Annotated in this window: 21 protein-coding genes and 1 pseudogene; 16 read left to right on the top strand and 6 right to left on the bottom strand. The window is 69.5% G+C overall.

The annotated features are described in order from the left end of the window. Positions 1-6: 6 nt before the first annotated feature. From ACIA6B_RS25140 to ACIA6B_RS25130, 3 genes are all read left to right on the top strand, one after another. Positions 7-576, top strand: a complete 570-nt coding sequence (locus ACIA6B_RS25140) for an RICIN domain-containing protein (protein ID WP_396776945.1) — start codon at positions 7-9, stop codon at positions 574-576. A 595-nt stretch (positions 577-1,171) separates the two neighbouring features. Beyond that, on the top strand, positions 1,172-1,744 hold the full coding sequence (locus ACIA6B_RS25135; protein ID WP_396776875.1) for a hypothetical protein: 573 nt from the start codon (positions 1,172-1,174) through the stop codon (positions 1,742-1,744). 196 nt (positions 1,745-1,940) lie between these two features. Further along, positions 1,941-3,773, top strand: coding sequence for a VWD domain-containing protein (locus ACIA6B_RS25130; protein WP_396776873.1), 1,833 nt, complete (start codon positions 1,941-1,943; stop codon positions 3,771-3,773). A 57-nt stretch (positions 3,774-3,830) separates the two neighbouring features. Here ACIA6B_RS25130 and ACIA6B_RS25125 read toward each other — a convergent pair. Then, a pseudogene (locus tag ACIA6B_RS25125) lies at positions 3,831-4,531 on the bottom strand (ABC transporter permease). Between the two features lie 47 nt (positions 4,532-4,578). Here ACIA6B_RS25125 and ACIA6B_RS25120 point away from each other — a divergent pair. Beyond that, entirely contained in the window at positions 4,579-5,175 is a 597-nt protein-coding gene (locus tag ACIA6B_RS25120) for a LysR family substrate-binding domain-containing protein (protein WP_396776871.1), read from the top strand. 415 nt (positions 5,176-5,590) lie between these two features. On the opposite strand, the gene ACIA6B_RS25115 is transcribed toward ACIA6B_RS25120, so the two are convergent. After that, positions 5,591-7,348, bottom strand: a complete 1,758-nt coding sequence (locus tag ACIA6B_RS25115; protein ID WP_396776869.1) for a hypothetical protein — start codon at positions 7,346-7,348, stop codon at positions 5,591-5,593. Between the two features lie 789 nt (positions 7,349-8,137). Further along, positions 8,138-8,482, bottom strand: a complete 345-nt coding sequence (locus ACIA6B_RS25110) for a hypothetical protein (RefSeq protein ID WP_396776868.1) — start codon at positions 8,480-8,482, stop codon at positions 8,138-8,140. A 136-nt stretch (positions 8,483-8,618) separates the two neighbouring features. Here ACIA6B_RS25110 and ACIA6B_RS25105 point away from each other — a divergent pair, with 136 nt between their 5' ends. The 3 genes from ACIA6B_RS25105 to ACIA6B_RS25095 all read left to right on the top strand — a co-directional run bounded on the left by ACIA6B_RS25105 (position 8,619) and on the right by ACIA6B_RS25095 (position 11,908). Next, on the top strand, positions 8,619-8,810 hold the full coding sequence (locus ACIA6B_RS25105) for a hypothetical protein (RefSeq protein ID WP_396776866.1): 192 nt from the start codon (positions 8,619-8,621) through the stop codon (positions 8,808-8,810). Between the two features lie 402 nt (positions 8,811-9,212). Continuing rightward, complete coding sequence (locus ACIA6B_RS25100) at positions 9,213-10,211, top strand: aromatic acid exporter family protein (protein WP_396776865.1); 999 nt, start codon at positions 9,213-9,215, stop codon at positions 10,209-10,211. A 437-nt stretch (positions 10,212-10,648) separates the two neighbouring features. After that, positions 10,649-11,908 (top strand): low temperature requirement protein A, encoded by a 1,260-nt coding sequence (locus tag ACIA6B_RS25095; RefSeq protein ID WP_396776863.1) that lies wholly within the window; start codon positions 10,649-10,651, stop codon positions 11,906-11,908. A gap of 534 nt (positions 11,909-12,442) precedes the next feature. On the opposite strand, the gene ACIA6B_RS25090 is transcribed toward ACIA6B_RS25095, so the two are convergent. The 3 genes from ACIA6B_RS25090 to ACIA6B_RS25080 all read right to left on the bottom strand — a co-directional run bounded on the left by ACIA6B_RS25090 (position 12,443) and on the right by ACIA6B_RS25080 (position 15,202). Then, positions 12,443-13,072 (bottom strand): dTDP-4-dehydrorhamnose 3,5-epimerase family protein, encoded by a 630-nt coding sequence (locus ACIA6B_RS25090; RefSeq protein WP_396776861.1) that lies wholly within the window; start codon positions 13,070-13,072, stop codon positions 12,443-12,445. Beyond that, positions 13,047-13,967 carry a glucose-1-phosphate thymidylyltransferase RfbA gene (gene rfbA / locus ACIA6B_RS25085; RefSeq protein WP_396776859.1) on the bottom strand — a complete coding sequence of 307 codons (921 nt, stop codon included), beginning with the start codon at positions 13,965-13,967 and terminating at the stop codon, positions 13,047-13,049. Before rfbA ends, ACIA6B_RS25090 begins: the two co-directional genes overlap by 26 nt. 179 nt (positions 13,968-14,146) lie before the next feature. Next, positions 14,147-15,202 carry an NAD-dependent epimerase/dehydratase family protein gene (locus tag ACIA6B_RS25080; protein ID WP_396776857.1) on the bottom strand — a complete coding sequence of 352 codons (1,056 nt, stop codon included), beginning with the start codon at positions 15,200-15,202 and terminating at the stop codon, positions 14,147-14,149. 394 nt (positions 15,203-15,596) lie between these two features. Here ACIA6B_RS25080 and ACIA6B_RS25075 point away from each other — a divergent pair, with 394 nt between their 5' ends. Genes ACIA6B_RS25075 through ACIA6B_RS25035 form a run of 9 tightly spaced genes read left to right on the top strand, consistent with a single transcriptional unit; the run spans position 15,597 to position 25,684 of the window. Then, complete coding sequence (locus tag ACIA6B_RS25075; protein ID WP_396776855.1) at positions 15,597-16,478, top strand: sugar transferase; 882 nt, start codon at positions 15,597-15,599, stop codon at positions 16,476-16,478. Beyond that, a complete protein-coding gene (locus tag ACIA6B_RS25070) occupies positions 16,471-18,036 on the top strand; it encodes a lipopolysaccharide biosynthesis protein (RefSeq protein WP_396776853.1) in 1,566 nt (521 codons plus the stop codon). The genes ACIA6B_RS25075 and ACIA6B_RS25070 overlap by 8 nt, the downstream gene beginning before the upstream one ends. After that, entirely contained in the window at positions 18,033-18,875 is an 843-nt protein-coding gene (locus ACIA6B_RS25065) for a class I SAM-dependent methyltransferase (protein WP_396776851.1), read from the top strand. Before ACIA6B_RS25070 ends, ACIA6B_RS25065 begins: the two co-directional genes overlap by 4 nt. Further along, positions 18,872-19,720, top strand: a complete 849-nt coding sequence (locus ACIA6B_RS25060) for a class I SAM-dependent methyltransferase (protein ID WP_396776849.1) — start codon at positions 18,872-18,874, stop codon at positions 19,718-19,720. Before ACIA6B_RS25065 ends, ACIA6B_RS25060 begins: the two co-directional genes overlap by 4 nt. After that, positions 19,720-21,030 carry a glycosyltransferase family 2 protein gene (locus tag ACIA6B_RS25055; protein WP_396776847.1) on the top strand — a complete coding sequence of 437 codons (1,311 nt, stop codon included), beginning with the start codon at positions 19,720-19,722 and terminating at the stop codon, positions 21,028-21,030. The genes ACIA6B_RS25060 and ACIA6B_RS25055 overlap by 1 nt, the downstream gene beginning before the upstream one ends. Further along, positions 21,023-22,180, top strand: coding sequence for a glycosyltransferase (locus tag ACIA6B_RS25050; protein ID WP_396776845.1), 1,158 nt, complete (start codon positions 21,023-21,025; stop codon positions 22,178-22,180). The genes ACIA6B_RS25055 and ACIA6B_RS25050 overlap by 8 nt, the downstream gene beginning before the upstream one ends. Next, positions 22,177-23,499, top strand: coding sequence for an O-antigen ligase family protein (locus ACIA6B_RS25045; protein ID WP_396776843.1), 1,323 nt, complete (start codon positions 22,177-22,179; stop codon positions 23,497-23,499). Before ACIA6B_RS25050 ends, ACIA6B_RS25045 begins: the two co-directional genes overlap by 4 nt. Next, positions 23,496-24,482 (top strand): glycosyltransferase family 2 protein, encoded by a 987-nt coding sequence (locus ACIA6B_RS25040; RefSeq protein ID WP_396776841.1) that lies wholly within the window; start codon positions 23,496-23,498, stop codon positions 24,480-24,482. Before ACIA6B_RS25045 ends, ACIA6B_RS25040 begins: the two co-directional genes overlap by 4 nt. After that, the gene (locus ACIA6B_RS25035; protein ID WP_396776839.1) at positions 24,482-25,684 is read left to right on the top strand and encodes a glycosyltransferase family 4 protein; all 1,203 of its coding nucleotides are present in this window, start codon (positions 24,482-24,484) and stop codon (positions 25,682-25,684) included. Before ACIA6B_RS25040 ends, ACIA6B_RS25035 begins: the two co-directional genes overlap by 1 nt. Positions 25,685-25,716: the final 32 nt, after the last annotated feature.

Here is a 25,716-nt window from a genome sequence, read left to right as displayed (position 1 = left end):
ACCTTCCTGCCCAAGGGCGGCCACTACGCGCTGCGTAACCTCGCCAGTCAACTCTGCCTGTCCCCGGCCGGTGGCGATCCCGGCCTCAACGTCGCCACCGTGCAGTTCACCTGCGACGACGACCCGACCCGCGCCTGGGACACCGTCGCCGCCAAGGCGGTGTCCAACGCCAATGCCGGCGGCCTGTGCCTGACCTTAGCCGGTGCCAGCACGACCGCCAACGCCGCCGCCGTGCAGTACTACTGCGACCGCGCACCCTCACGCCTGTGGAACATCCGCCCGATCGGCAAGAGCACCACCACGTTCTTCCTGGAGAACATGAACAGCGGCTTCTGCCTGTCCCCGGCCGGCGGCGTCGACACCTTGAACACCGTCGTCGTCCAGTTCTACTGCGACAGCAATCCGGCGCGAGCGTGGCGGCTGCTGACCGACGGCGCCGGCAACACCCGCTTCCAGAACGTGCTCAGCAACCTCTGCCTCTCGCCGGCCGGCGGCTCGACCGGCCTCAACGTCGCCATCGTCCAGTACACGTGCGACAGCGACCCGTCACGCACCTGGCGTACCCAGGTGGCGTGAGGATCACGGGACGCGGCGCGACGGCCTGCGTCGCCTGATCGGCGGTTCCGCTGCTCACCGGCCGACGCTCGCCTCGGCCTGCCCCGGAGCCCGCAGCCGCTGCTCGCGCGTGTCGTCAGTCATCCAGGACGGGATCGATCTGGCGGAGGACGGCTAGGGAGAACGAGGTGAGGTCGCCAGCACCGCGTTGCGGGACGTCGGCGTCGCGAAACGGTACGTACGAGCCGGCACGGCGGCCCATCGGAGCGCCCGCCGGCGTACCCGCGGACTACCGGGTGTCAGGGGCGCACCCGGGGGCATGCCGACAACGTCGTACAGCTTGCCCGAGACCCATTCGGTCCAAGCCGCAAGGTCCGAATCGTCGGCCGGAGCCACGGAGGAGCACATGTCATCGGAGGACGGCCACGCGCCCCAGGGCGGCACGTTCTCGGGCACCATGACGAGGCAGGTCCGGGTGCTGTGGCTGAGCCGCTCGCTGACCTCGCGCCGCGTCAGGCAGGCCCGCCGGATGCGCATCGATCCACCGTACGACACGGGGACGTGGGTCGATGGCGAGCGTGTCCTACCTTGCAGGGTGGAATGTCTGGAGGTGCGCATGCCGCGACCGAGGCGGGCCGTGCCGCTGCTGACCCTGGCGGCGGTCCTGACCGTGGTTCGCACCCTGCTGACCGAGGAAAGCCGCCCCGATCCGCGCGCGTTCCGGCGCTACGAACCGCCGGGAGAGCTGAGCCGCGCCGAACGCGACTACCTGGACTGGGCGCAGGGTCACATCGCGTGGGTCGTGCGCACGGCCCGTGTCCGGGCGATCCGGCACCGGAGCCTGGCGTTCACGTCCGGGCTGTCAGCGCTGGCGGTCCCATTGGCGCTCGCGGTCGCGGCACCGACCTGGGTGCCGGCGGTGCTCGGGTTCGTGGCCGCCGCCGGGCAGCTCGGGCAGCAGCTTCTGCGGGACTGGGAGCAGTCGCTGCTCGGGCACCAGGAGGCGGTCCGGCTGCAGAAGACGCTGCGCGTGTTCCACAGCGAGTCGGACGGGCCGCTTCCCGCCCCCGAGTTGACGCGGCGGTTCCGTGCCTTCCGCGACGCGTTCGAGGCGACCAAGGAGGAGTACGGCGGTCAGATCCTCGCCGTCCGCGGCCAGGAGCCACCGCCGGTGACCGCCGCGCCGTGAGGCCGTGGACCGCGGATGCTCATCGACCACGTGCGCGTGTACCGGTGACGGCAGTCAGGCGACCGCGCCCGGCGCGATCACCAGAGTGCACACTTCCCGCCTGTCACAACATCGTCATTACGCGTATCCAGGCGCCCATCAATGGTTGCCTTTTCGCGTCCGGTGACGTCACTGCCGGCTGACGAGGGGATCGGCGATGGGGCTTTTCGCGCGAACACGCGGGGCGACCCGCAGGTTGACCTGCATCTCGACGCTGGCGTTGCTGGTCGCGGTGGGCGGTTCCGCCGCCACTGCGTACGCGGCGCCCTCCGCCACGAACCTCAGGGCGTGGCAGGCGGAGATTACGAACGTCCCGCACCCGTCGGCGAAGGGCTGCTTCACCGCCGGCTACCCCCGACTGGCCTGGCAGAAGTCCGACTGCGTCGCCGCGCCGGCGATCCCCATGACCCCCAGGCGCAGCATCCGCCCGCTGGTGGTGGGCAACGGCAACGACATCTCCGCCCAGGCGCCGAGTGGATTCATCTCCGAGTCGTCCGGCACGTTCGAGAACATCGTGAACGTGACGAGCGAGAGCTCGCCCATCGCCAACGCCGGGCCGCCCGTCGCCGACGCCTACACCCTCCAGATCAACACCGACTTCTTCACCAGCACGGCCTGTGCCGGATCACCCAACCTCGGGTGCCGGGGCTGGGAGCAGTTCGTCTACGCCAACAACGGCTCCAGCGGCCAGGTGTTCATCCAGTACTGGCTGCTGCAGTACAACGCGGCCTGCCCGGCCGGCGGCTGGACCCAGTTCTCGTTCACCGGCGACCCGGACATCTACTGCTACCGCAACAGCCCTGGCGCGACCGCCGTACCCCATCAGCCGATCACCAACCTGGGCGCGCTGCGGCTCACCGGCACGGTCAGCGCGACCAGTGACAGCGCCACCCTGTTCGTCGGCTCGACCGCATACACCGCGGCGGGCTCCAACTCGGTCAACGCGGCGGCCGGCTGGACCACGTCGGAGTTCAACGTGTTCGGCTACGGCGGCAACAGCGACGGCGGAGGCGCGGCCACCTTCAACGCCGGCGCGTCGCTCAACGTCCGCACGAGAATCACCTACGGGGGCACGGCGGCGCCCATCTGCGCGGCCCAGGGCTTCACCGGCGAGACCAACAACCTCAACTTCGGCTCACCCGCGCCGGCCGCCACCGCGCCCGGCCCCGCGGTCATCTTCGTGGAGAACACCGCCGGCGGCGCGGCCACCAACTGCGCGGCGGCCTCCGTCATCGGCGACACCCACCAGCACACGTTCGCCGGCCTGCTGTACGACTTCCAGGCCTCCGGCGACTTCGTCGAGGCGCAGGCCGGCAGCGGCTTCGAGGTGCAGACCCGCAAGGCGTCCGGCGCACCGACCTGGCCCAACGCCTCGGTCGACCGCTCGGTCGCCGCGCGGATGGGCAGCACCAAGGTGGCCCTGTGCGACGGCAAGAGCCTCGTGGTGGACGGCCGGACCAGGGACCTTCCGTCCGACGGCGCCCTGCATCTGCCATCCGGCGTGGACATCCACCGGATCGGCAACGTCTACGTGGTGACGGACGCCGGCGGCAACAACATCCGGGTGACGGTCAACAGCGGCTACATCGACGTGTCCGTCGGCCTTGGTACCTATCCGACCCCGGTGGTCGGCCTGCTCGGCAACCCTGACGGCGACCCCAGGCGCCTCGCCGCCAAGGACGGCACCCAGTTCGCCGTCCCGCTCACCTTCGACGACCTCTACCAGCGCTTCGGCGCCAGTTGGCGGGTCACTCCGACCCGGACCCTGCTGGCATCCTGCGGCGCGGTCGCTTCGGGCAACCCGTCCGCGCCGTTCTTCGCCCGCGACCTCAACGAGGACCTCCGCAAGCGGGCGGAGGCCACCTGCCTGCAGTACCGGGTCCGCCAGGAGTGGCTCGACGCCTGCACGCTGGACGTCGCGGTGGTCGGCGGCCGGGCCGCCCTGACGTACGTCGGCCTGGTCCCTCCGGTCGTCAACGGCAACCGGTAGCGGCGACGCCGGGGGCGGCCCGCAGGTCGCGGGCCGCCCCCGGCGGGGTTGTCGTTCCTATGCGCGCTTCATGAAGCTGGAGCGCGCCCACAGGTAGCCGACGACCGTGATCACCACGCACCAGGAGACGGCGATCGCCGCGTCGGTGGTGTCGGGCGAGCTGTCGAGCAGCCCGTGGATGGTTTCGATGATCGGTGTGAAGGGGCGAACTGCCGCAGGCCCGGGCCCATCTTGTCGGCCGGCACGATGGCGCTGCTGAAGAACGGCAGCATCACCAGCGGGACGGCGGCCATACCCGCCGTCTCCGGCGACTTCGCGAACAGGCCCAGCGCGACGGTGAACCAGCCGGCCGCGATCGCCAGCAGCAGCGCGACGCCACCCACCGCGAGCCAGTCGGTCACGTTCGCCGTCGGGTCGAAACCCAGCAGAAGGGCCACCGCGACGAGCGCCGCGATGGCGATCATGTTGGTCAGCACGCTGGCGACGACGTGGCCGGTCAGCACCGCACCGCGGGACACGTCCATAGCCTTGAACCGGTTGATGATGCCCTTGGTCATGTCGGAGTTCACCGCCGTCGCGGTACCGCCCAGCCCGTAGCAGACCGCCAGCAGGATCAGGCCAGGCGTCGCGTAATCGATGTAGTCGAAGGCGCCGCCGAACATGTAGACGAACATCAGCATGATGATGATCGGCATCAGGACGGCGTAGAACACCGACGTCGGGTTACGGATCAGGTGTTTGACGTTGCGACGCAGCATGACCAGCGAATGCGACGGGGCACTCAACTCGCGTCCACCTCAGTGGTGTGGCCCGTGAGGGCGAAAAAGACCTCGTCGAGGCGATCCTCGACCTGTTCCGACAGCGGCACCCGCAGAGTGAGCTGCGCCTACGCGAAATCCTGCCGATCGACCCGCTCGGACCACTGCGGTCCGGCGCGGTCGACATCGGGATCCTCTGGCTACCCGTCCGCGAACCCGACCTCACGGTCGGGCCGGTCCTGCACCGCGAGGAACTGGTCCTGGCGGTCGCCGCGGGCCACCCGTTGGCCGAACGGGGCCGGGCCGAACTGGAGGATCTCGGCGACCATCCGGTCGTCTACCCCGAAGGACCCATCCCGGACTACATCTGGGAGGCGCACACCCCGTCCACCACACCTACCGGCCGACCCGTCCGGCGCGGACTGGGCATCCTCACGCTGGAGGAAGCCTTCCGGGCGATCGCCGGCGGCAGCATCGTGTCACCGGTCGGATCGGATGTGGCGTCCACCCGGCAGCGGGACGACATCGTCTTCCTGCCCATCACCGACGCACCGGTGATGCGCTCCGCGCCGGTGTGGCGTACCAGCGGGAACACCCCGCTGGTACGCGCCTTCGTCCAGGCCGCCGCCGAGGCACCTCGGTAGAACGTCCGCACGCCGGTTCCTCCCGCGGCCGGGACGCCCTGTCGCGCGACTCCGGAAGCGACGCGCAGACCGGCGGTGGCCCGTCCCGCAGCGCCTCAACCAGCCAGTCGACGGCGGCGAACCGGTTGGGTCGCAGCAGGAACAGGGCCAGCAGCGCCTGCTGCTTCGGCCCTCTGACGGGCACCACTCGCCCGTCCCGAAGGATTTACAGCGGACTTGGCACCCGGAACTGCATGCCATCACCACAACCATGATTCCCACATGTCCAGTGCTGGAGAGGACCCCGACCCGCCTCGCCGCCACGAGGTCGGCACCAGCCGCTCAGGGCAGGCAGCGTCAACCCCGCGTGGCGGCCTCGTGGTGGGCTGTAGGTAGCACGCTCGGTCACACGTCCGCGGTGGTGTCGATTCAGGAGTCAGATGAGACCGAGAAGCTTCGCAAGGTCGTGGGCCTTGTTACCGCCCAGTTCGAGACGCCTGATGTCGAGCTGGAACACCTCGGTGACGACGGCGTGCAGCAGGTTGACGAACTGCTGGTAGTCGGGCTGCGTGAACACCGCCGGGTTCACCAGGTCGGCGGGCACGTGGTACGGCCGCACGATCTGCGGCGCGGCGCCCTCGAACTGGCCGATCTTGTCCTTGACCGAGACCTTCTTGGTCGTCTCGCCGTCCCCTCCGGTGGTCGGGCCTCCGGTCGTCGCGGCCTGGGTCAGGGCCGGATGGCCCACCCCGAACTCGAAGCTGTACACGGTCGCCGAACGCCCGTCGCCGACCTGGCCGGTGGCCTTGTCCGCGCTGAAGTCGATCTGCGTGCCGTTGGCCAGCGTCATCGTGAACGTGTCCCGGTTCGACACGACCGTCAACGCCGGGACGACGTCCTCCTGCTTCAGGCGGTTGATCACGGGCTTGACGTGGTCCAGCGCGTGCAGCATCGTACGGCCCACCGCGTTGTCGGCCGAGTCGTCCGTGAGGAGCCGCCGCAGCAGCGCCTGACCGGTCGTGGTCGTCAGGGCGGTGGTCTTCAACTGGCACTGCGCCGCCAGGCGCAGCCGTCGGCCCTCGCCGTCCTGGTGTGTCTTGCCCTTGAGCGCGAACAGGTACGTGCCCCCGGCGTCGCTGCTGCGGTGCCGTCGGCGCAGCACGATCCGGTTGGCCAGCAGATCGTATGGAGTGGGCAGGTCGAAGTAGGTGTCCTCGTACACCTTCTGCTCACCGGTCATCTTGAGGATGCCCAGCCGCTTCTGCATCTCGCTGTCGTCGTGCAGCTTGTTCATGGCGACGATGACCTGGTCGAGGTCGCCCTCGCTGGCGAGCCTGTACTCCGCCTCGCACTCCAGGGTGGTCATCATCTCCTTGCCGCCCTGCAGGATCTCCTGGAAGGTGTTGAACACCGGGCGGCTGGTGTTGAGCTTCTCGCTCATGTTCCAGGACGTGTTGCGCCGGTTCTCGGTGCCGGCCAGTTCCAGCAGGGTGTACGGGACCAGCCGCAGCTTGCCGGAGCCCCCCTTCTGATCCAGCCCGCCGCTCTCGTGGCGCACCCCGTTGACCTGGACCTGCTGCTGGTCGGCCACGCCGAGCCACTGCGCACGCAGGCCCAGCTCGCGGTACCGCTGAATGATCGTGTGAGCGGTAACCGGGCCACTCGGATTGATCTTGAGAATCGTGGCCAACTGCTGCAGCGTGTACTCGACCCGGATCTCCCAGTGGTTGTAGTCCCACGTCGGCTCGATCACCACCACCAACAGCTGCCGCTCGCCCGGCTTCTTCGTGTCCGCGGTCGGCGTCTCCAGGTAGATCGGGACCAGGTCGTGAGGCTGAGCCATGTACCGCGGGTTGCCCGTCACGCTGAAGTGCAGCTTCAGGCCCTCGTTCGACAGCAGCGCCGGCGACTCGATCTCCAGGTGCGCGGTGCCTTCCCACTTTCGGTACGACTTCTCGATCGCGATCGCCGGGCCTTGCTGACCGAAAGCCTCCTGCTGCCCCCGCGCCCAGGTCTCGATCATGAACAGCGGCGTCTTGTACACCTGCCGGTCCAACGCCGAGACCAGGTCATCGCCGCAGACCCGGTTCTCGCTGTCGGTCGGCCGGGTCGGCTCCACCGTCGGCCGCGGCAGCGCCTTGATCGTCACTGTCTGGTCGTAGCGCAACTGCCCCGCCGTACGCTCTGCCTGCACTGCCCACACTCCTCCTGCCGGCCCCGCTGTGACCTCCACCGCGGGCATTGACCAGAGCGTAGGTGAACGGCCGAACACGTCCTGTCACCATTGCGACCCCGAGCGAGAAAGGAACGGCAGCCGGCGACGACGGCGTCGCGGTCGCCGGGGAGACCGGCGGCGAAGCCGCGGATCTCGGGGTATCCGGCATGGCGGGCTCGGTCGATCCAGGCGTCTAGGTGCTGCCCGGTGCCTTGGTGGCGGACCAGCGCGGCGAACCCGCGGGCGAGGCCGGCCACGGTGTCAAGGTCCGGACAGCGGCGGCGGGCATCAGCGAGATCGGCGTGTTCGTCGTCGGTGAGTTTGTGGCCGGGTCGCATGATCCAGGCGGTGATCCGCCGGACCGACGGCACCCGGACTGCGGTCACAGGGGCGGGTCGGGCGCGGTTGATGGTGAGCCAGTCCCGGAGCACCCGCACGCTGCGCTGATAGCCGCGGGTCAGGATCTCGGCGTGCAGGTCAGCAGTCTGGTGGATGCCGTCGGTAAGGCGTTGCCGCAGATAGTAGTGGAACGGGTGACGACGCTGGGTCGGCTACTGGCGTGCGGGCCGATCAACGCCTCGGCGGTGGCGGCGTGGGCGTACTTGCGGACGGTTCTGACGTTCATGTCGAGGTGGCGGGCGGGCGCGCTGATCGACAGTCCGTCGGCTCGTCGGCTGGCGCGGCCAGGGCAGATGTTGGTTCGGGCGTGGGTGCGTAGGCATCGGCGGTGCCCGAGGACGACCTTCTCGACAGTATCGCTGAGGTTCTTCAGCAAATGCCACCTGTCGGCGCCCTGGATCGCGTCAGGTGCTCCATTGCGGGCACCAGTGGGTGCGGCTGAGCGGTGAGGGCCACGAGTGCGGTGGCGACGGCGGGCAGGTCGGCCTTGATGTAGGTGGTGGTGGCCGGTCCCCGGCGATCGGTGTGCCCGGCGTAGGCACGGGCCACGCCGTAGCCGAAGCGGCGCTCCACCCAGGTGAGGGTGGTGTGGCGCAGCCGGTGGGTGGTGATGCCGTGCACGGCGACCCACGGTAGCTGTTGTCCGATGCGAGCCCGCAGCAGGTCGTAGCGGCGACCCCCATTTCCGGCGCTGTCGAACTGCGCATCACGCACCTGCCGGGCCGCACCGGGAACAGGCGACCGGTCTCCGGCGCGCTCCCGGCACCAATCACGGGTGCCGCCGCCCGTCCCCGCCAGGATGCCGCTGGCATTCCGGGCGCCAGACGACCCGCGCCTCGTCCACCGACCCATGCGCAAGATTGTGGAGGCGATGGTCGGACAGGGTTTCCAGAAGCCGGGGACGGGGCTGTTCCTCCTGTGCCCGATCTGCGCCTCCGAGATCGGTCAGCAATGCATCAGCGTGCCGCTTTACCCTCTACATGGAGCCATTCATCCCGAACGCGTCGAGATGTGCCGCGAGACACTGATGGCGGCGGGATGAGCCAGCGATCCGAGCATCACCGGTTGGGCTGAGCGTCATGCGCTATTCCTGGTGCCGCCGATCCCGCTCGTCGGGCCGCACCTAAGCGCCACGGCTTCCGCCGTCGCCTGGGTTCAACGACGACGGCGGAGGTGGCTGGGGCCGTCGTTCCCGACGCGCCACGACTCTCCGGTAACACTTCATCTCGATTGCCGCGCCGCCGGGCCAACCGTTGGTTAGGTTCGAGCCATGGGCCGTGGACCTCAAGGTGAAGCTTCGGCAGGAGGCTCACCGGCTGTTCACGAGGTGTGGTCGTCAGTTCGGCGTAGCGGCGGAGACAGGGTCAGGGCGCGCCTCATTCGGTTGCGATTGAGTCTGTTGATCGCCGTGCAGGCGGGAGTCGCCGCGGCAGCATCCTGGTGGGTGGCCAATGACCTGCTCGACAACCGGCAGCCCCTCTTCGCCCCGGCGGTGGCCGTCGGAACGATCGCGAGCTCGGTGGGACAGCGGCTCCGGCGCACCGTGTTCCTCATCGCCGGCGTGGCCGTGGGCATCACCCTCGGTGACCTGCTGGTGTCCTGGGTGGGCAGGGGGCACATCCAGATCGGGCTGATCGTGGCGGTGTCGATCTTGCTGGCGATGCTGTTCAGCGGCGAGGGGTCGTTCATCACCCAGGTCGGCGGCAGCGCGATGGTGCTGGCCGTGCTGTCGCCCGCCAGCACCAGCCTCGCAGTGCCCCGACTCGTCGATGGCGTGGTCGGGGGAACGGTCGGCCTGCTGGTGTCCCTGATCGTGTTGCCCCTTCACCCGATCCATCGCATCCGCCGGGCGGGACGGCCTCTCCTGCGGCGAATCGCCGAGCAGATCGATCGAGTAGCCGACGCCGGCGCCAATCGTGATCCGGGCACCGCGCAGCAGGCATTGGACGCACTGCGCAACCTCGACACCTCAGATCTGCAGACAGCCTTGTCGGCGGCTGTCGAGGTCGTCCGGCTCTCGCCCCTGCGCTGGCACAACCACAACTCCGTCGAAGGCTGGCGACATGGCAGCGAACTGATGCTCCGGTCCCTCCTCCAGAGCCGAGACCTCGCCCTCAACATGGAAGCCGCTCTGAGACGCGACGAGGCCGTACCCCCTTCTCTGCCGCAGGCAATCCACTGCCTCGCGGACTCCGTTCGCCACGTCGCCATCGAATGGTCGCCCACCTCAGGTAAGCCTTCCCAGTCGCAAGAGTCCGCACTGAAGGCCGTGAAGTGGGCGCAGGAAGCCCTCAACGAGAAACTCGACATCAACGGCGTCAACGTTGCGAACGACATCAGCATCATCGCCGTCAACACCATCCAGGCCACCGGCGTCAGCAGGGACGAAGCCGAGGCACTCCGATGCCACCTCGGCCCCGACACCACCGCCCGAGCGAAATGAACTCGTCCGTGCCCGCCTGTCTCAACGGGCTCGTGGTGGTCGATCAGCCACCTCTTACTCGAAGCTAATGCTGCGCCGGGCGGCAGCCACCGACGCGCCGCCACCGGGCGAAGCCCTCGACCGATCCGACCGTGCAACCAACTTAGTTCCGCCTGCCGCCGGTCATCATCAGCAACAATCATGCGGGGATCGACGAACGCGGTCCGGACTCGATCCACTTTCTGCCGTTGCTGTATGGGCGTGATCCGATGCGACGCAATCGGACTCGCCGACAGGATGACCGAAACCTCCGGATAAGGCGCCTACGCGGCTAATTTTTGCGTGTGGGAGAAAGGACTTGACACCCATCGCCGCAGTACGGCCGATCCTCCGGCACCACCTCGCCAAAGCGACGAGCCGACGAGGTGCCCCACCGCCGTGCGAGGCGGAGCCGCCGGATGGGTAAGAACATGCCGGCGGACGGGGCCGACGTAGGGTGGCGCCGCCGCCTACTGGTGCGCTCGGGTTCGGCGCCCGAGCAGGCGTTACGGGCAGGCTTCCTGGAGCTCTTCTTCGACCTGGTGTTCGTGTTCGCGCTGATCCGCATCGTGGCCCGGTCGTTCGAGGACCTCGCCCAGCATCCCGGGGCCACGACGTGGCAACAGGCGTTGCCGCCGTCCGGCCGCACCCTGCTGCTGTTGCTGGCACTGCTCGGGCTTTGGCAGAGCACCTACTGGACCACGAGCCGGTACAACCCCGACTCGATTGTGACCCAAGCGGCAGTCGCTACGGCCCTGGTCGCCGCCCTGGTCATGGGAGTTGTCACGCCCAAGGCATACGAAGGCTACGCGGTGACGTTCGCGGTCGCCTACATCGCCGGACGCCTCGTCCGCCCGCTGGCCCTCGCACTGAGCGTCCCGAACGAGCGACACCGTGCTCTAAAACACCGCATGCTGGTGGTCTACAGCATCACCGGCGTCCTATGGCTCGGCGGCGCCTTCGTCGGCGGCGCCACGCAGGCACCGCTGTGGGCGGTGGCGCTCGCAATCGAGCTGGCGGCCTCCCGGACAGGCTGGTCGGTGCCCTGGGGCCGGCGGGAGGACCTCGAACACTGGGACATCACCGCGGAGCACCTCGCCGAGCGATACCAACAGTTCTTCCTCGTCGCGCTGGGTGAGACGATCCTCGCGATCGGACTGACCTACAGCGCGGTCCCGTTCGACTTCTGGCACACCAGCGCCTTCGCCATCGCCACCTGCACGACGATCCTGCTCTGGCGTCTCTACTACTACCGCGCTGGCCGCATCTTCGCCGACGCCATCGCACAGTCCAGCCGCCCGTCGAAGATCAGCCGCTCCGCGACCGACATCCACCTGATCATCATCATCGGTGTCGTCACCACCGCCCTGGGCTACGAGGTGACCATCAGTCATCCGACTGGCCGCGCGCCGGCCGAATGGATTGTGCCCATCGTGCTCGGCCCCGCCGTCTTCGTCATCGGCCGCGCCCGACTTGAGAAGGCCGTCTTCGACCGCATCTCGCCGGCCCGCTACCTGACGATCGCCGCGCTGCTCCTGCCCATCCCGATCCTGATCCACGCACCCCCGATCGTCGCCGCGGCGACCGGTGCCGTCGCCCTATTCGCCGCCGCCATCGCGGACATCCGCCGGGCGCGGGCCGGCGGACAGCCGCTGGAGACGGCCAAACCGCCGTACTAGCTACCCCGCACCGTTGACCTGAACGGCCACGCACGACTTCGCCGCTGGCACCCGCCACCGCTCGCTCGTGTCACCTACCACCGACGGCTGCAAACCGTGACGGTCCACGCCCCTGGAACCCCCGGGAGACACCATGACCACCGTCGTCGTATACGTGACGCGCACCGGCGAGCGCGAGCGGTGAGCCGGGCGCGCAGCACGGAATCGCAGCACCATGCTGATCACCCGCCAAGCGGGGGATGCTGCGGGAGCTGCCGGTGCCCCCAAGGGTGTCGTCGCCGAAAAGGGGTGCAGTCGACGAGACAGCGAGCAGCGCGGCCGCTGAGGCCAGTCACTACTGCCCTGGCCATGGAGGATGCGACGGTGCGCCACGAACAGCCTGTCTTCCGCGACGCGCCGGCTGAGGTACGGGCGAGGTTCGCGCCTGCGACCGAAGGAGTATGAGAGCGCGGAGAGGCGGGCCTTGGGCCAGAGGTGGCTCACATCGACGCCTTCGATCGAGTGGCTGCGACGCGTACCGACGCCGTCGGCGCTTCAGCGACAATGTCTACCCACCCACGACGCCGGTTCCTCCTTGTCGCCGACGGCGGGCGGACCGCAGGCATCGTGGCGCGGCAGCAGTCCGGCATCCCGCAATTCATCGAGGCTCGGGGCCGAGGCGTCACGGGGTGACAGGACCGGATGCTCAACCGGCCAGGCGATCGCGAGCCGGGGATCGAGCGGATGCACGCTGTGCTCGCGGGCGGGGTCGTAGGTCGTAGAGCTCAGATATGCCACCACGGCGTTGTCGGAAAGAGCGCAGAAGCCGTGTCCGAGCCCTTCGGCGATATACACCGCCCTGCGGTCGACGTCGTCAAGCTGCACCCCCTCGACGGACCCGAAGGTCGGTGAGCCGACCCGAAGGTCCACCACAGCGTCCCAGATTCGGCCCCGAACGCAGCTCACGTACTTGGCCTGTCCCGGTGGCACCGCGGCGAAGTGGATACCGCGCACGACGCCGGCGGCAGAGACGCTCAGATTGCCCTGCCGGAACCCTACCGGTCCCGCGCCGACCTCCTCCAACCTGTCAAACCGATACCACTCAAGAAAACTGCCACGCCCGTCCTGGTGCTTCTGGGGCGTGATCTCCCAAGCCCCGTCAAGGGACAGCGGTCGGATCTTCACCGGTTCCTCCCGTCGGGGAGTTCTGGCGGCCGGGCTCTGTCGCCAGCCGCAGGAGGTATTCGCCGTAGCCGCTCTTCTGCAACGGTAGCGCTAGGGCACGTAGTTGTTCGTTGTCGATCAGACCCGCACGCCAGGCGGCCTCCTCGACGCAACCGATCTTGCGGCCCTGCCGTTCCTCGATGACTCGCACATACTCCGAGGCGTGCATCAACGTGGTGAATGTCCCGGCATCCATCCAGGCTGCTCCCCGGCCCAGGACGGTCACGCGCAGACTTCCTCGGCGAAGGTACTCCTCATTGAGCGCCGTGATCTCCAATTCGCCCCGTAGGCTCGGCCGTAGTCCGTGTGCGATCTTGACCGCATCGCCGTCGTAAAAGTAGAGCCCGGGGACGGCGTACCGCGATCGCGGAACGACCGGTTTCTCCTCGATGGAGGACGCGCGACCGGCTTCATCCACGGAGATGACGCCGTACGCCGACGGGTTCGCCACCGGGTAGGCGAACACCCGGGCGCCGGTGAGGGTGGTGTACTCGCTCAGCTTTCGCCCCAGCCCCGCCCCGTGCAGGATGTTGTCGCCAAGGACGAGCGCCACGGGGCCGCCGGCGAGGAACTCCTCACCGACGAGGAGCGCCTGCGCGATGCCCTCCGGGCGCGGCTGCACGGCGTACTCCAGTCGCAGCCCCCACTGCCTTCCGTCGCCCAGTAACCGCCGAATCTGGTCGGTGCTCTCCGGGGCGGTGACGATGAGCGTCTCACGTATTCCCGCCCGTATCAGTGTGGACAGCGGATAATAGATCATCGGCTTGTCGAAGATCGGGAGGAGTTGTTTGGACACCGACCGGGTGACCGGCCACAGACGTGAACCCGTTCCACCTGCCAGCAACAGCCCTCGCATGCCTTTATGGTATGGCCGGGATTACGTTGTGGGCAGAGGCCGACGGTCGTGTCGGATGTGAGACCGCCTGATCAATTCGCTCGCTTTCACCCGCGATCGCGGCGGTGTCCGATCGCAACAGTGGATGACAGGAACATCCGGGCGGCGGCTCCCGTTCATTTCGGGGTGCGGCCCGTCGGTCAGTGGCTGCTCATCATCCGTTCGGCGATCGGCGCTCGAGATGGAACAGTGGCCGCGGGCCTGCGGCGGCGGGCGTCCCGTACGGTCATCCGTACGCCCTCGATGAAGCCGATCGAAGCCTGCCAGCCCAGTAGGTCACGGGCCTTTCTGGTGTCCAGGGCCATGTTGCGCACCTCGCCCGGCCACGGAAGCGGCTCGTAGCGCGGATCTTGGGCGGCACCGACGGCCTCCCGGACGGCCCGGTACACCTCGTTGATGCTGGTCTGCCGCCCGGAGGCGATGTTGACCATCCCGACGCCGTCATGATGGCAGGCGAGTGCCACCGCCTCGGCGACGTCACTGACGTGGATGAAGTCGCGGGTCTGCGTGCCGTCTCCGCTGATCGTGACCTGAAGCCCGTCGAGCAGCCCGTCGGCCATGACAGCAACCACTCCGCAGGCGCTGCCGCCCTGCCGGGGCCCGTAGACGTTTCCGAAGACCATGGAGGTGTGGGCGAGGCCGTGCTGGCGGCTGTACCAGTCCAGATACTGCACGCCGGTGGCCTTGCTGATGCCGTAAGGACTTACCGGAGCTATCGGTCGATCCTCGGACAGCGGCAACTCGCAGGCGTCCACCCTGCCGTAGATGGCGCTGCTGGCGGCGTTCACCACCAGCCGCACGCCGCTACGGACGCAGGCGTCGAGGACGTTGACGGTCCCGAAGACGTTCACGTCGGCGTCGTACAACGGAGAGCGCGCCGCGGCGGGCAGGCTGGGTTGAGCGGCGAGGTGTACCACCACGTCGGGTCGCCAGTCGTGGATGATCTCCACCCCGTCCGGCGTACGGATGTCACCCGACAGCACGTCGGCCTCGGTCAGTCCACCGAACGCGGCGTCGGCGAGGTTCTCGATCCGCCCCGTGGAGAAGTTGTCCAGCACCCGGACCTCGCTGCCCATCAGCATCAGCCGGGCTGTCACGTGGCTGCCGATGAAGCCCGCGCCGCCGGTCACCAGGATGCGTCGGGGCGTCAGGTCCGGCGGCGGCACGTTGGCAGCCACCAGGTCGGGAAGGTCCATCTCGGAGCTCCTTGAAACGTTGGGTCGTTGACCCACTACGGCCGGGTCGGCCACGACGAGAATATCGGGCAAAAGCCCTCAGAAGGTGACTTTGTTCGCAGAAGTTCATGGACTCCAGCGACCTGCTGCCCTAGCCCCTTTTTTCGGTGTTCGTCGGATATGGGCGTTTCTATCCCCGATAGTTGCTCGTGGAGTGCTGATCCGCACGCCATCGGAGCTTCGGTTGGAGGAGGCCACCACCGTGAGGAAGGCGCGTGTTCCCGCCCCCGGTGCGGCAGCGGACGTCCGGACAGAGGGCCTGTATCGACCCCCACCGCACGCGGTGCCATCGCACGGCACGGCCGGCGTACCGCGGACTCGCCCCCATCAGTCCGCCGGACGACGGGTTCGCGTCGTGGTTCTGGAGCCGAGCGACACGTTCACGCCGCCCGACCGCCTCGACGAGGAGTTCGACGTGGCCGTCCGCCTCCCGGTGCCAGCCCGCGCCGGGGAGGTCGCACACGTCCTGGCCGAGATCCGACCGCGGCTCCTGCTTCTCAAGCACTCACTCGAGAGCGTCGACGAACGACTGATAGCCGAGTGCCTGCGCTGCGGAACCGAGATCATGGTGCTGGCCCGGCCGGTGTACGGACTCCTACGAGCCCCCACCATGCGGCGTTTCGGCGGGCTGCCCTGGATCCGCCTCCGGTCCCGGGCGGGCCACCCCGACGGTGAGCGACTCAAGCGGGTCTGCGACATGGCCGTGATCCTGCTCAGCTCCGCCGTCCTGCTCCCGCTGCTGCTGGCCATCACCCTCACGGTGTCGATCACCGGGCCACCGTTCTACCTCCAGCATCGCGTCGGAGCGGGTGGACGGCTGTTCCGAGTGGTCAAGTTCCGCACCATGCGGGTCGGGGCCGAAGAAGCCACCGGCCCCGTACTGGCGCAGCCGAACGACGCCCGGGTGACCCGCATCGGCCGGTTCTTGCGACGGTCGCGGCTGGACGAGCTCCCCCAGTTGTGGAACGTCCTGCGCGGCGACATGAGCCTCGTCGGACCCCGACCGGAACGGCCGGAGTTCATCGCCCGCTTCGAGGGGCTGCCGCACTACGACCTGCGGCACCTGATCCGGCCGGGATTGACCGGCATCGCCCAGCTCACCGGCGGGTACGCGGCCACGGTCGAGGACAAACTCCGGTGCGACCTGCTCTACCTGAACTGTCGTTCGATGCGCGTCGACCTGGCTCTACTCCTGCTGACCCTCGTCGACCTGGTGCGGGGGTTTCCCCGTGGCTAGTCCAGCCGCCACCATCGGTGGCCGGGTCACCCGCAACACCGCCAGCATGCTGGCCTCGCGGGTGGTCATGGCGCTGGCCGGCCTGATCTCGGTACCCGTCGTCTACCAGCACCTCGGGCCGCGCGAGTTCGGAGCCTGGATCGTCCTGGCCAGCCTGCTGTCCATGGCTGCCCTGCTCGACCTAGGTCTCGGCTCAGCACTTGTCCGCGAGGTGGCCCGCGCCCAGAGCCCGGCAGATCGAGATCTGGTACGCCGGCTACTCGGCCTGGGACTGGGTTGGGCCGTGCTGCTCGGCCTGCTCACCCTGGGTGTGCTGGGTGCCTGCTGGCCATGGCTCACCGGGCTGCTACGCCTCGGCGAACTGGCCGGCGAGGCGTGGCACGCCACCCTGTGGATGATCGTCGGACTGGTGGCCAGCGCCGTCGAACTGCCCTGGCGAGCCGTGCTCGAAGGCGGCCAGCGATACGGGTCGCTCGCCACGATCGGCGCCGGAACGGCCGTCCTCGGGGCTGCACTGACAATCCTGGTGGTGCGCCTCGACGGCGGAATCACGCCACTGGCTGCCTCCGCCGCGGCCACCGGCGCCATCCGCACCACACTGCTCGCCGCTGCCGCCCGCCGACGCCGCCCGGAGTTGGGGCCCCGATGGGGACGTGTGGGCCTGGACGACGTACGCAGGATCAGCGGCTACGGCCTACGGGTGCAGGTCTCCAGTGGTGCCGCGGTGGTCAACGTCGAACTCGACCGGCTCGTCCTCGGAGGCGTCTTCGGCACCGCCGTCGCCGGCGGATTCGACCTGGGCGCCCGGCTGCTGAACCTGCTCCGACTGCCCCCAGGTTTCGCCCTCATCGTCCTCTTCCCCGCCGCGGTGGCCCGTACGGTGGCCCAGGGCACCGGCTGGCTGGAGCGGTTCCACCTGTCCGCCACCCGCTATTTCGCGCTGGCCCTCGCCCCGGCCACCGCCGCGCTGATGGTCTCCGCCGAACCACTGGTCCGCCTCTGGATGGGACACCCGATTCCCTGGGCAGCGGCGAGCATCATGACCCTCGCACCCGCCTACGCGATAAACCTGATCGCCGGCGCAACCACCGTCGTAGCCCGCGCCGAGGGCCGCCCCGGGCTGGAAACGCGCTACGTGTTGCTCTCGGTCATCCTCAACCTGGCCCTGACCGTACCGATGCTGTGGCTGTGCGGCCCGCTCGGCGTCACGCTGTCGACCGCGCTGGCGGTGACCCTCAGCACCGGTTACTTCCTGTTCCACTTTCACGCCGCGACGGGCCGGCCGCTGGCCGCGCTGGTCCGTGTCGTCTGGCCACCGATCGCGGCGGCTACGGCGGCCGGGCTGATCGCCGCCATGGCCAGCCGGTTCCTGCCGGACGGGCCGAACCGCCTCGACGCCGCGCTCGCCGTGACCACCCGCACCGGTCTGACCATGCTCATCACCGCCGCGCTGCTGGTCGCCGGCGGTCACCTCGGCGCGACCGATGGTCTGCGGCTACAGCGGCTGCTGCGCGCCCGAGGCACCATCTTGTCGCCGGCCGGTGGGGGGCGGCGATGAGCATCGACAGCCGAAGCGCCGAATGCCTGGTGTGCGGCCCGCGGGAGACCCACCTCCCCCGAATGGGTGGGCTGCTGCGCCGCTGCACCGGCTGTGGTTTCAGCTGGACCGCGCAGCAGCAGTCCGAGGCGTACGACGAGGACTACTTCGCCACCGGCGGCTACGACGACTACTTCCGCGCGCAACCCCGACGCTTCGAGGCGGCCCGACGACTGCGCTGGCTGCTGTCCGTCGTCCGCCCCACCGTCCTGCTCGAAGCCGGCTGCGCCGGCGGCTACTTCCTGGAAGCCGCCCACCGCGCCGGCCTCACCGCCAGCGGCATCGAGATCAGCGAAGCCGCATCCCGCTTCGCCCGCGACCACCTCCACATGCCCGTACGCACCGGCCACTTCGAAACCATCGCACCCACCCTCACCGCCGACACCATCTGCGCCTTCCACGTCCTCGAACACGTGGAAGACCCCCGCGCCTTCCTCCACACCGCCCACACCACCCTCACCCCCGGCGGCTGGCTCGCCCTCGAAGTACCCAACATCGCCTCCGCCGCCGCCCGCCGCCTCGGCACCGCCTGGCCCGGCCTCCAACCCCGCTACCACCGCTGGCACTTCACCCCCACCACCCTGACCCAACTCCTCCACCAGTCCGGCTTCGACGTAATCCGACAGGACACGGCCGTCTTCCGCTACTACATGCCGCTCGGATACCGCCTGCGGCACGCCCGCCACCTGCTGCCCGCGGACCTGATCGGACTTCGCTCACCACGGCTGACCCACCCCCGACGCGGCGACCTGCTCCGGGTGATCGCCCGGATCCGACGAACCAGACGGAGTACCAGATGAGACTGGATCGGATCGAGCTGGTGCGCTGCCAGCTCTGCGGCCGGGCCGGTGGAGACTCACCTGCCCTCGACGGCCTGATGTGGAGCTGCCCGGAGTGCGGATTCGTCTGGACCGCCAGGCAGGCTCCGCCGCCCGAGGAGTTGTACGACGAGGACTACTTCGCCACCGGCGGCTACGACGACTACTTCCGCGCGCAACCCCGACGCTTCGAGGCGGCCCGACGACTGCGCTGGCTGCTGTCCGTCGTCCGCCCCACCGTCCTGCTCGAAGCCGGCTGCGCCGGCGGCTACTTCCTGGAAGCCGCCCACCGCGCCGGCCTCACCGCCAGCGGCATCGAGATCAGCGAAGCCGCATCCCGCTTCGCCCGCGACCACCTCCACATGCCCGTACGCACCGGCCACTTCGAAACCATCGCACCCACCCTCACCGCCGACACCATCTGCGCCTTCCACGTCCTCGAACACGTGGAAGACCCCCGCGCCTTCCTCCACACCGCCCACACCACCCTCACCCCCGGCGGCTGGCTCGCCCTCGAAGTACCCAACATCGCCTCCGCCGCCGCCCGCCGCCTCGGCACCGCCTGGCCCGGCCTCCAACCCCGCTACCACCGCTGGCACTTCACCCCCACCACCCTGACCCAACTCCTCCACCAGTCCGGCTTCGACGTAATCCGACAGGACACGGTGTTCTCGCGGTTCTACTGGCGGCCAGCCGCCCGGCTGCGCCACGCGCGCGATCTGCTGATCGCCGACGTGGCCGCCAGCGGTTCGCCTCGGGTGACCCACCCGCAGCTCGGAGACCTGTTGCGGATCATCGCTCGGCGCGACGACCGGAGCATGTCGTGATGCGCGCCCCACAACTCTCGGTGCTCCTGGTCAGCTGGAACACCCGGGAGGAGACCCGGCAGTGCCTGGAGTCGCTGGCGGCTACCGCCGACCCGCAACTGGAGTACGAGGTCGTGGCCGTCGACAACGGCTCGTCCGACGGCTCGGCCGACCTGCTGGCCGGTCAACCCCGGGTCCGGCTGCTCCGCAACGACCACAACGCCGGCTTCGCCGCCGCCGTCAATCAGGCGTACCGGCAGGCGCGCGGGCAGCTAATTCTCCTGCTCAACAGTGACGTCCGGTTTCACCCGGGCGCACTGAGCCGAATGATCGGCTACCTGCGGGAGCAGCCCGAAGCCGCCGGGGTCAGTCCGCTCTACCTCAACCCTGACGGCACCTTCCAGCAGCACTACGTCCGGCTACCCACCTTCGCGGCGTCCATTGCGCTGGTCTCCGCGCTGCGCCGGCTGCCCGGGTTCCGCCAGGCGCTGCACACCTTCCAGATGCGCGGTGAGGACTTCAGCCGCCCGCGACAACTCGCCTCCGGTAGCTGCATGCTGCTACGCCGGAAGGTACTGGAACCGCACCGGATCTTCGACGAGACCTTCCCGATCTACTGGAACGACGCCGTGCTCGCCCGGCGGCTCGCCCAGGCCGGACACCACCCGTGGATGATCCCGGACGCGGTCGTCACACACAGTCGGGGCGCTTCCTGCCGGTTGCTGGGACCGGCCATCCGGTTCCGGCACCTGCTGGGCAGCCTGATCGGTTACCTGAGACTGACCGAACCGCGTTACCGGCTACTGGTATTCCGGATCATCCTGCTAGTCGATCACCTGGTGAAGCGCCTCTGTGGCCGGTCGGTGCAGCTCAGCCTGCCCGACCTGCTCGCGGCGCTGCGCGGCGACGTCGGTCCGCTGCCCGACGGTGACATCCGCGACTGGGTGGTGCTGTTCAGCCGGACCCGCTGGTCCGTTGACGAGCACCCGGCGGTGCTGGGGCGGCTGGGGCCCGGGCAGCGGCTGCTCTTCGTCGATCCGCCCGCGTCGCGTCCCAGCTGGCGGTGCGAGATCACCCCGATCGGCTCCGCCGCCTGGCACGCCGTCGCACCGACCGCGCTGCCGTTGGGGGACCGGGTCCCGCTGGTGAACTGGCTCAACCGCCGAATCGCGGCCGGCGCCCTGCGCGCCTGGCTGGATCGGCAGGCCGGCGCACGCCTGCTGTCACTCGACGACGAACGCGCCCGTCCCGTCCTCGGGCGCCTCGGCGAGGACGGGCTGCTACCCGACCGGCGCGCGCAGGGCATCATGGATGAGTCCCGTCATGGCTGAGCACGCTGCAGGCAGGTTGCCGGGTCCGGTGGCCACCCCCCTCGGCGAGCGCGACTGGGTGGTCATTTTCAGCGGCACGCCATGGGCGAGCGGGGCCCACCGGCAGCACGCGCTGGCCCGGGAGCTCGCGGTGGATCACCATGTTCTCTTCGTCGACCCGGCCGGGCACCTCCCCCGCTGGCGGGTCCGGGCCCGGCAGGTGGCCGACGGCCTGTGGCACACCCCCGGGCCCGCGCTGCTGCCGTTGGGCCGGCATCTGCCACCGGTCAACCGGGCCAACCGCTGGCTGGCCGCGACCCTGCTACGCGGCTGGCTGCGGCGACGGGCCGCGACCGTACGGCTGCTGTGGCTGGACGAAGACCTGGCCGCGCCGATCGCCTCCCGACTCGGTGAGGCCGCCGTCGTGTACGACGCCACCGACCTGGACTGGACGTTCACCCGCCGTTGGAACCGCTGGCACCTGCGCCGCGCGCTGCGCCGCGCCGTCGACGCCGCCGACCTGGTGCTGGCGTCGTCCAGCGCGCTACCGGCCCGGATGCCCACCGCCGATCCGGCACCGACCGTGCTGCCGAACGGCTGCGACCCGGACAACTTCACCCCCGACGGGCCGATCGCGCCCTGGACGCGTCCGCTGCGCCGTCCACTGATCGGCTATTGCGGCGCGGTCGACACCCGGGCCTTCGACGCCGACCTGGTGGCCGCGGTGGCGCGGGCACACCCGGAGTGGTCGTTCCTGCTCGTCGGCCCGTCCACACGGGCCGGCCGGGCACCGCTGGCGAACCTCAGCAATGTGCAGCTCGTCGGTGCCGTTCGCTACGCGGATGTCCCGAGCATCCTGCGGGCCTGCGACGTCACGATCATCCCGTACCGGGTGGGTGGGCTGGTGGACTACGTGCATCCGAAGAAGTGCTACGAATACCTGGCCCTCGGTAAGCCGGTCGTCGCCACGCCGTTGCCGGCGTTGTGCCCGCTGGCCGGCACGGTCCGGCTCGCCGGCGACCCGCAGAGCTTCGCCGCAGCGCTGCGCGACGCGCTCAGCGCTGGGGGACAGCCGGACGAGGCGGCCCGCCGCCGGTCGGTGGCGGTGCGCAACAGCTGGTCAGTCCGAGGCGTCGAGCTGCGGGCGCTACTCGCGGGGCTGCCACGATGAGGGCCGCTGTCCTCGCGCCCACCGTGCTCCTCGGCGGCGCCGCAGTGGGGGGTCTGGTGACCGCGGTGACCCTGCTACCCGGGCCGATCGGCCTGGCCGGAGCCGTCGGCCTGCTGAGTTTCGGCACGTTCCTGCTCTGGCCCTGGGCCGTCCTGCCGGTCGGCATCATCGGCGGCGCCGTGGTGGGTGGCCTACTCAGCCGCGGTGACGTGCGGGGTTACGTCGCCGTGCACGTGCTGCTGCTGGCCGCCGGCTACGTGGCGTTGGCGATGCGGCACTGGCTGCGGGTCGAGGCGCGTGGTCGCCGCACGGTCGGCGACTGGGGAATGCTGAGCCTGGTCGCCGTGACCGCCCTCGCCACGGCCTACGGCCTGGCGGTCGGCAACCCTCCCTCGGAGGTACTGGTCGCGGCATACCAGATCGCCATCATTCCGGTGTACTTCTTCCTGGCCACCCGCACCCTTGCCACACCGCGTCGGCTCCGGTCCGCCGGCATCCTCTACGTGATCATCGCAACGGCGTTCACCGCGTTCACGGTGGCGGCGCCGGGCCGCCACGGCGGGCTCCTGACGCTGCTGGCGATTCCACCGCTGGTCTGGGCCGCCGGCCGCACGTCGGGCTGGCGGCGCACCGGAGCGGTTCTGCTCGCCGCGTTCTTCGCCGTCGACGTGCTGCTCGCCTCGTACCGGGGCATCTGGCTGGCCGCCGTCCTCACCCTCGCGATCCTCGTTCTCCGGGGTGGTCGCAGCGTCCGGACCGGCCTGGTCGCGACCGCCGCGACCGCCGTCACGGTGGCGGCGCTACTCGCCCTGAACTCCGGGGTACGAGAGCGGGCCGGGGAGATCGCCAAGGGTATGGAGCAGTCCGCCGGCTACCGAGGCGTGGAGTCATCGATCGGCCTGGACGTCTTCGTCGACCGACCGCTCATCGGCGCGGGCCTCGGCCAGTCCACGCCGGACACCTATCTGCCGGGCTTCACCATCACCGACGTGGGACCGGTCTATCACGCGTTCTACGTCACAGTGCTGGCCAACCTCGGCCTGGTCGGCTTGGCGTTCGTGCTCTGGCCGATCCTGCGCAGCATCCGCGCCGGTCTCGGGTACCGCGACGGACTCGCGCTTCCGTTCGCAGCACTGTCCTGCGGGTTCCTGGCGGCCGCGCTGTTCGCCGCGCCGACCGACGGCCACTGGGAGCTGGGCCTGCTGCCGGCGCTGACCCTGCTCACGGCACGCAACGAGTTCGTCAGGCACTGGCGGACCACCTGGCCGGGACAGGCCGGCGCAATCGCGCGAATCACACCCTCCCGGATGGCGACATGAGACCGGAACCGTCGCTGCGCAGTCCCGATGCCTGGCCGCTGACGACCGATGCCACCGCCGTGGTGGTGACGCACAACTCGGAACGGCAGATCGGGGACGCCCTGGTCGCGCTGCGCCGAAGCGGGGTGCCGGTACGGCTGGTGGACAACGCCTCCACCGACGGCACCGTCGACCTGGTACGGCGTCACTTCCCGGAGGTGACCATGCTGGCCAGCCAGACCAACACCGGCTTCGCCAGAGCCGTCAACCGAGCGGCAACCGGCATCGACACCGGCGTGTTGCTCCTGGTCAACCCCGACTGCGTGGTCGGTCCCGGCACGGTCGCCGCGCTGGTCGAGGTCATCCGAGCACGGCCCTCGGTAGGCGTCGCCGGGCCACGGATCGTCGACGCCTCCGGCCGGGTCGCGATCAGCGCCCACCGATTCGAGTCACTCGTCACGGTGCTGGCCAGTCGCTTCGGTGGGGCGCTCGCGCCGATCAGGCTCCGCCGGCTGCTCAGCGGGCAGCGGCAGCGCACCACGTACGACGCGTGCGTGCGAGGTGCGGAACCGGTCGCGGTGGACTGGCTGTCGGGCGCCTGCCTGGCGGTGCGGACCGACCTGTTCACCGCGATCGGCGGACTCGACGAGGGCTACTTCCTGTATTACGAGGACGAGGAGCTGTGCCTTCAGGCCGCCCGTCACGGCGCCGAGGTGCGGTACGTGCCGTCCGTCAGTGCCGTGCACACCGGCGGCGCGAGCAGCTCCGACCCGGCCTGGATCTGGCCCCATCTGTACCGCAGCATGCTGCGGTATTTCTCCCGCCACCGCCGAGGAGAGCTGCCTGCCGTCCGCATCGCCGTGTTGCTGCGGGCGCTGATCGGCATGGGACTGGCCGCGCTACGCCTACCCGTCCAACCCCGAGCCGGTGCCGCCCGCATGCGGGCTTGGAGCCGTGTCGGCCGGATCGCAGTCGCCTCACCAAAGACGAAAGGAGGAGCGTGATGCACGTTCTGACCACGGTCGTCGGCAAGCGCACCGAACATTGGACCGACCTGTTCGACGTCCTGTGCGAACAGCCGGACGTCACCCTCACCGTACTCGCCGCGGACGTGTCCCCGGTGACCCGACGGGAGCTGGCTCGCCTGGCTCGCGTACACCCGCGGCTGCGCTACCACGTCGTGCCGCACCTTCTCGGCGAGGGCCGCACCGGGCACATGGCCTCGGTGTTGTTCCGACTCCCCGCAGGGCACGACGTCACCGCGACCCGCCCGGACATTCTGCACGTCATCGGCGAGGCGGCGTACCTCTCCACCTGGCAGACGCTGCGGCTGCGCCGACGCTGCTGGGCTGGCGTGCCGACCACGCTATACGCGGCGCAGAACGTCGTGACCCGGTTTCCTGTGCCGTTCCCGCGAATCGAACGGCAGTCCTACCTGGCGGTCAACCACGCCTTCCCGGTCACCCCGGCGGCGCTGAACGTGTTGCGGATCAAGGGTTACCACGGGCCGGCCACGATCGTGCCGCTCGGCACAGACACCCGGGTCTTCCGTCCGATGGTGACCGGGATGGCTGATCGCCGGTTCACGGTGGGGTTCGTCGGCCGGTTCGAGCCACACAAGGGGGTGGCTGACCTGCTCCGCGCCGCCGAGCTGATCGACTGCGACGTTCTACTGGTGGGGGACGGCAGCCTGACCTCGGAGGTGGAACGAGCTGCGATGCGGCGGCCCGGGCGCGTGGTGCGCCACCGATGGGTCGGCCACGACGAGCTGCCCGTGCTCCTCAACGGCATGGACGTGCTGGTGATGCCCTCCGTCGAGGTGGTGCAGCGCAACGTCGTGCCGTGGATCGGCATCCCGCTGCGCGAACAGTTCGGCCGGGTCCTGGTCGAGGCGATGGCGTGCGGCGTACCGGTGGTCGGCAGCGACGTGGGCGAGATCCCGTACGTGGTCGGCGACGCCGGTCTGATCTTCCCGGCCGGAGACGTACCGGCCCTGGCCGCCCGGCTCGCGCGACTGCGTGACGAGCCCGCGCTCACCGCTGACCTCGGAGCGCGGGGCTTGCGCCGGGCGGGTGCCGAGTTCGGCTGGGACCGCGTCGCCGACACCCTCTGCACCGTCTGGCGGGACCTGCGTGTCCCGACCCGGTCCCCGCAGACACCGCCTACCGAGGCCGGACACACAACCAGAGAGGCGATCGCCCGATGAGCGCATCGATAGGAGTAAATGGTATTTGGGGT

Origin of the sequence: Micromonospora sp. NPDC051141, from assembly GCF_044455765.1 — a bacterium.
Classification (GTDB): domain Bacteria; phylum Actinomycetota; class Actinomycetes; order Mycobacteriales; family Micromonosporaceae; genus Micromonospora.
This window is presented reverse-complemented; position numbering and strand designations above follow the sequence as displayed.

Bases quoted from the DNA above. Each gene is read 5' to 3' on its own strand.
- ACIA6B_RS25135 (WP_396776875.1), top strand. From the start codon at position 1,172: ATGCCGCGACCGAGGCGGGCCGTGCCGCTGCTGACCCTGGCGGCGGTC.
- ACIA6B_RS25130 (WP_396776873.1), top strand. From the start codon at position 1,941: ATGGGGCTTTTCGCGCGAACACGCGGGGCGACCCGCAGGTTGACCTGC.
- ACIA6B_RS25105 (WP_396776866.1), top strand. From the start codon at position 8,619: ATGCGCAAGATTGTGGAGGCGATGGTCGGACAGGGTTTCCAGAAGCCG.
- ACIA6B_RS25095 (WP_396776863.1), top strand. From the start codon at position 10,649: ATGGGTAAGAACATGCCGGCGGACGGGGCCGACGTAGGGTGGCGCCGC.
- rfbA (WP_396776859.1), bottom strand. From the start codon at position 13,967: ATGCGAGGGCTGTTGCTGGCAGGTGGAACGGGTTCACGTCTGTGGCCG.
- ACIA6B_RS25080 (WP_396776857.1), bottom strand. From the start codon at position 15,202: ATGGACCTTCCCGACCTGGTGGCTGCCAACGTGCCGCCGCCGGACCTG.
- ACIA6B_RS25065 (WP_396776851.1), top strand. From the start codon at position 18,033: ATGAGCATCGACAGCCGAAGCGCCGAATGCCTGGTGTGCGGCCCGCGG.
- ACIA6B_RS25060 (WP_396776849.1), top strand. From the start codon at position 18,872: ATGAGACTGGATCGGATCGAGCTGGTGCGCTGCCAGCTCTGCGGCCGG.
- ACIA6B_RS25055 (WP_396776847.1), top strand. From the start codon at position 19,720: ATGCGCGCCCCACAACTCTCGGTGCTCCTGGTCAGCTGGAACACCCGG.
- ACIA6B_RS25050 (WP_396776845.1), top strand. From the start codon at position 21,023: ATGGCTGAGCACGCTGCAGGCAGGTTGCCGGGTCCGGTGGCCACCCCC.
- ACIA6B_RS25045 (WP_396776843.1), top strand. From the start codon at position 22,177: ATGAGGGCCGCTGTCCTCGCGCCCACCGTGCTCCTCGGCGGCGCCGCA.
- ACIA6B_RS25040 (WP_396776841.1), top strand. From the start codon at position 23,496: ATGAGACCGGAACCGTCGCTGCGCAGTCCCGATGCCTGGCCGCTGACG.
- ACIA6B_RS25035 (WP_396776839.1), top strand. From the start codon at position 24,482: ATGCACGTTCTGACCACGGTCGTCGGCAAGCGCACCGAACATTGGACC.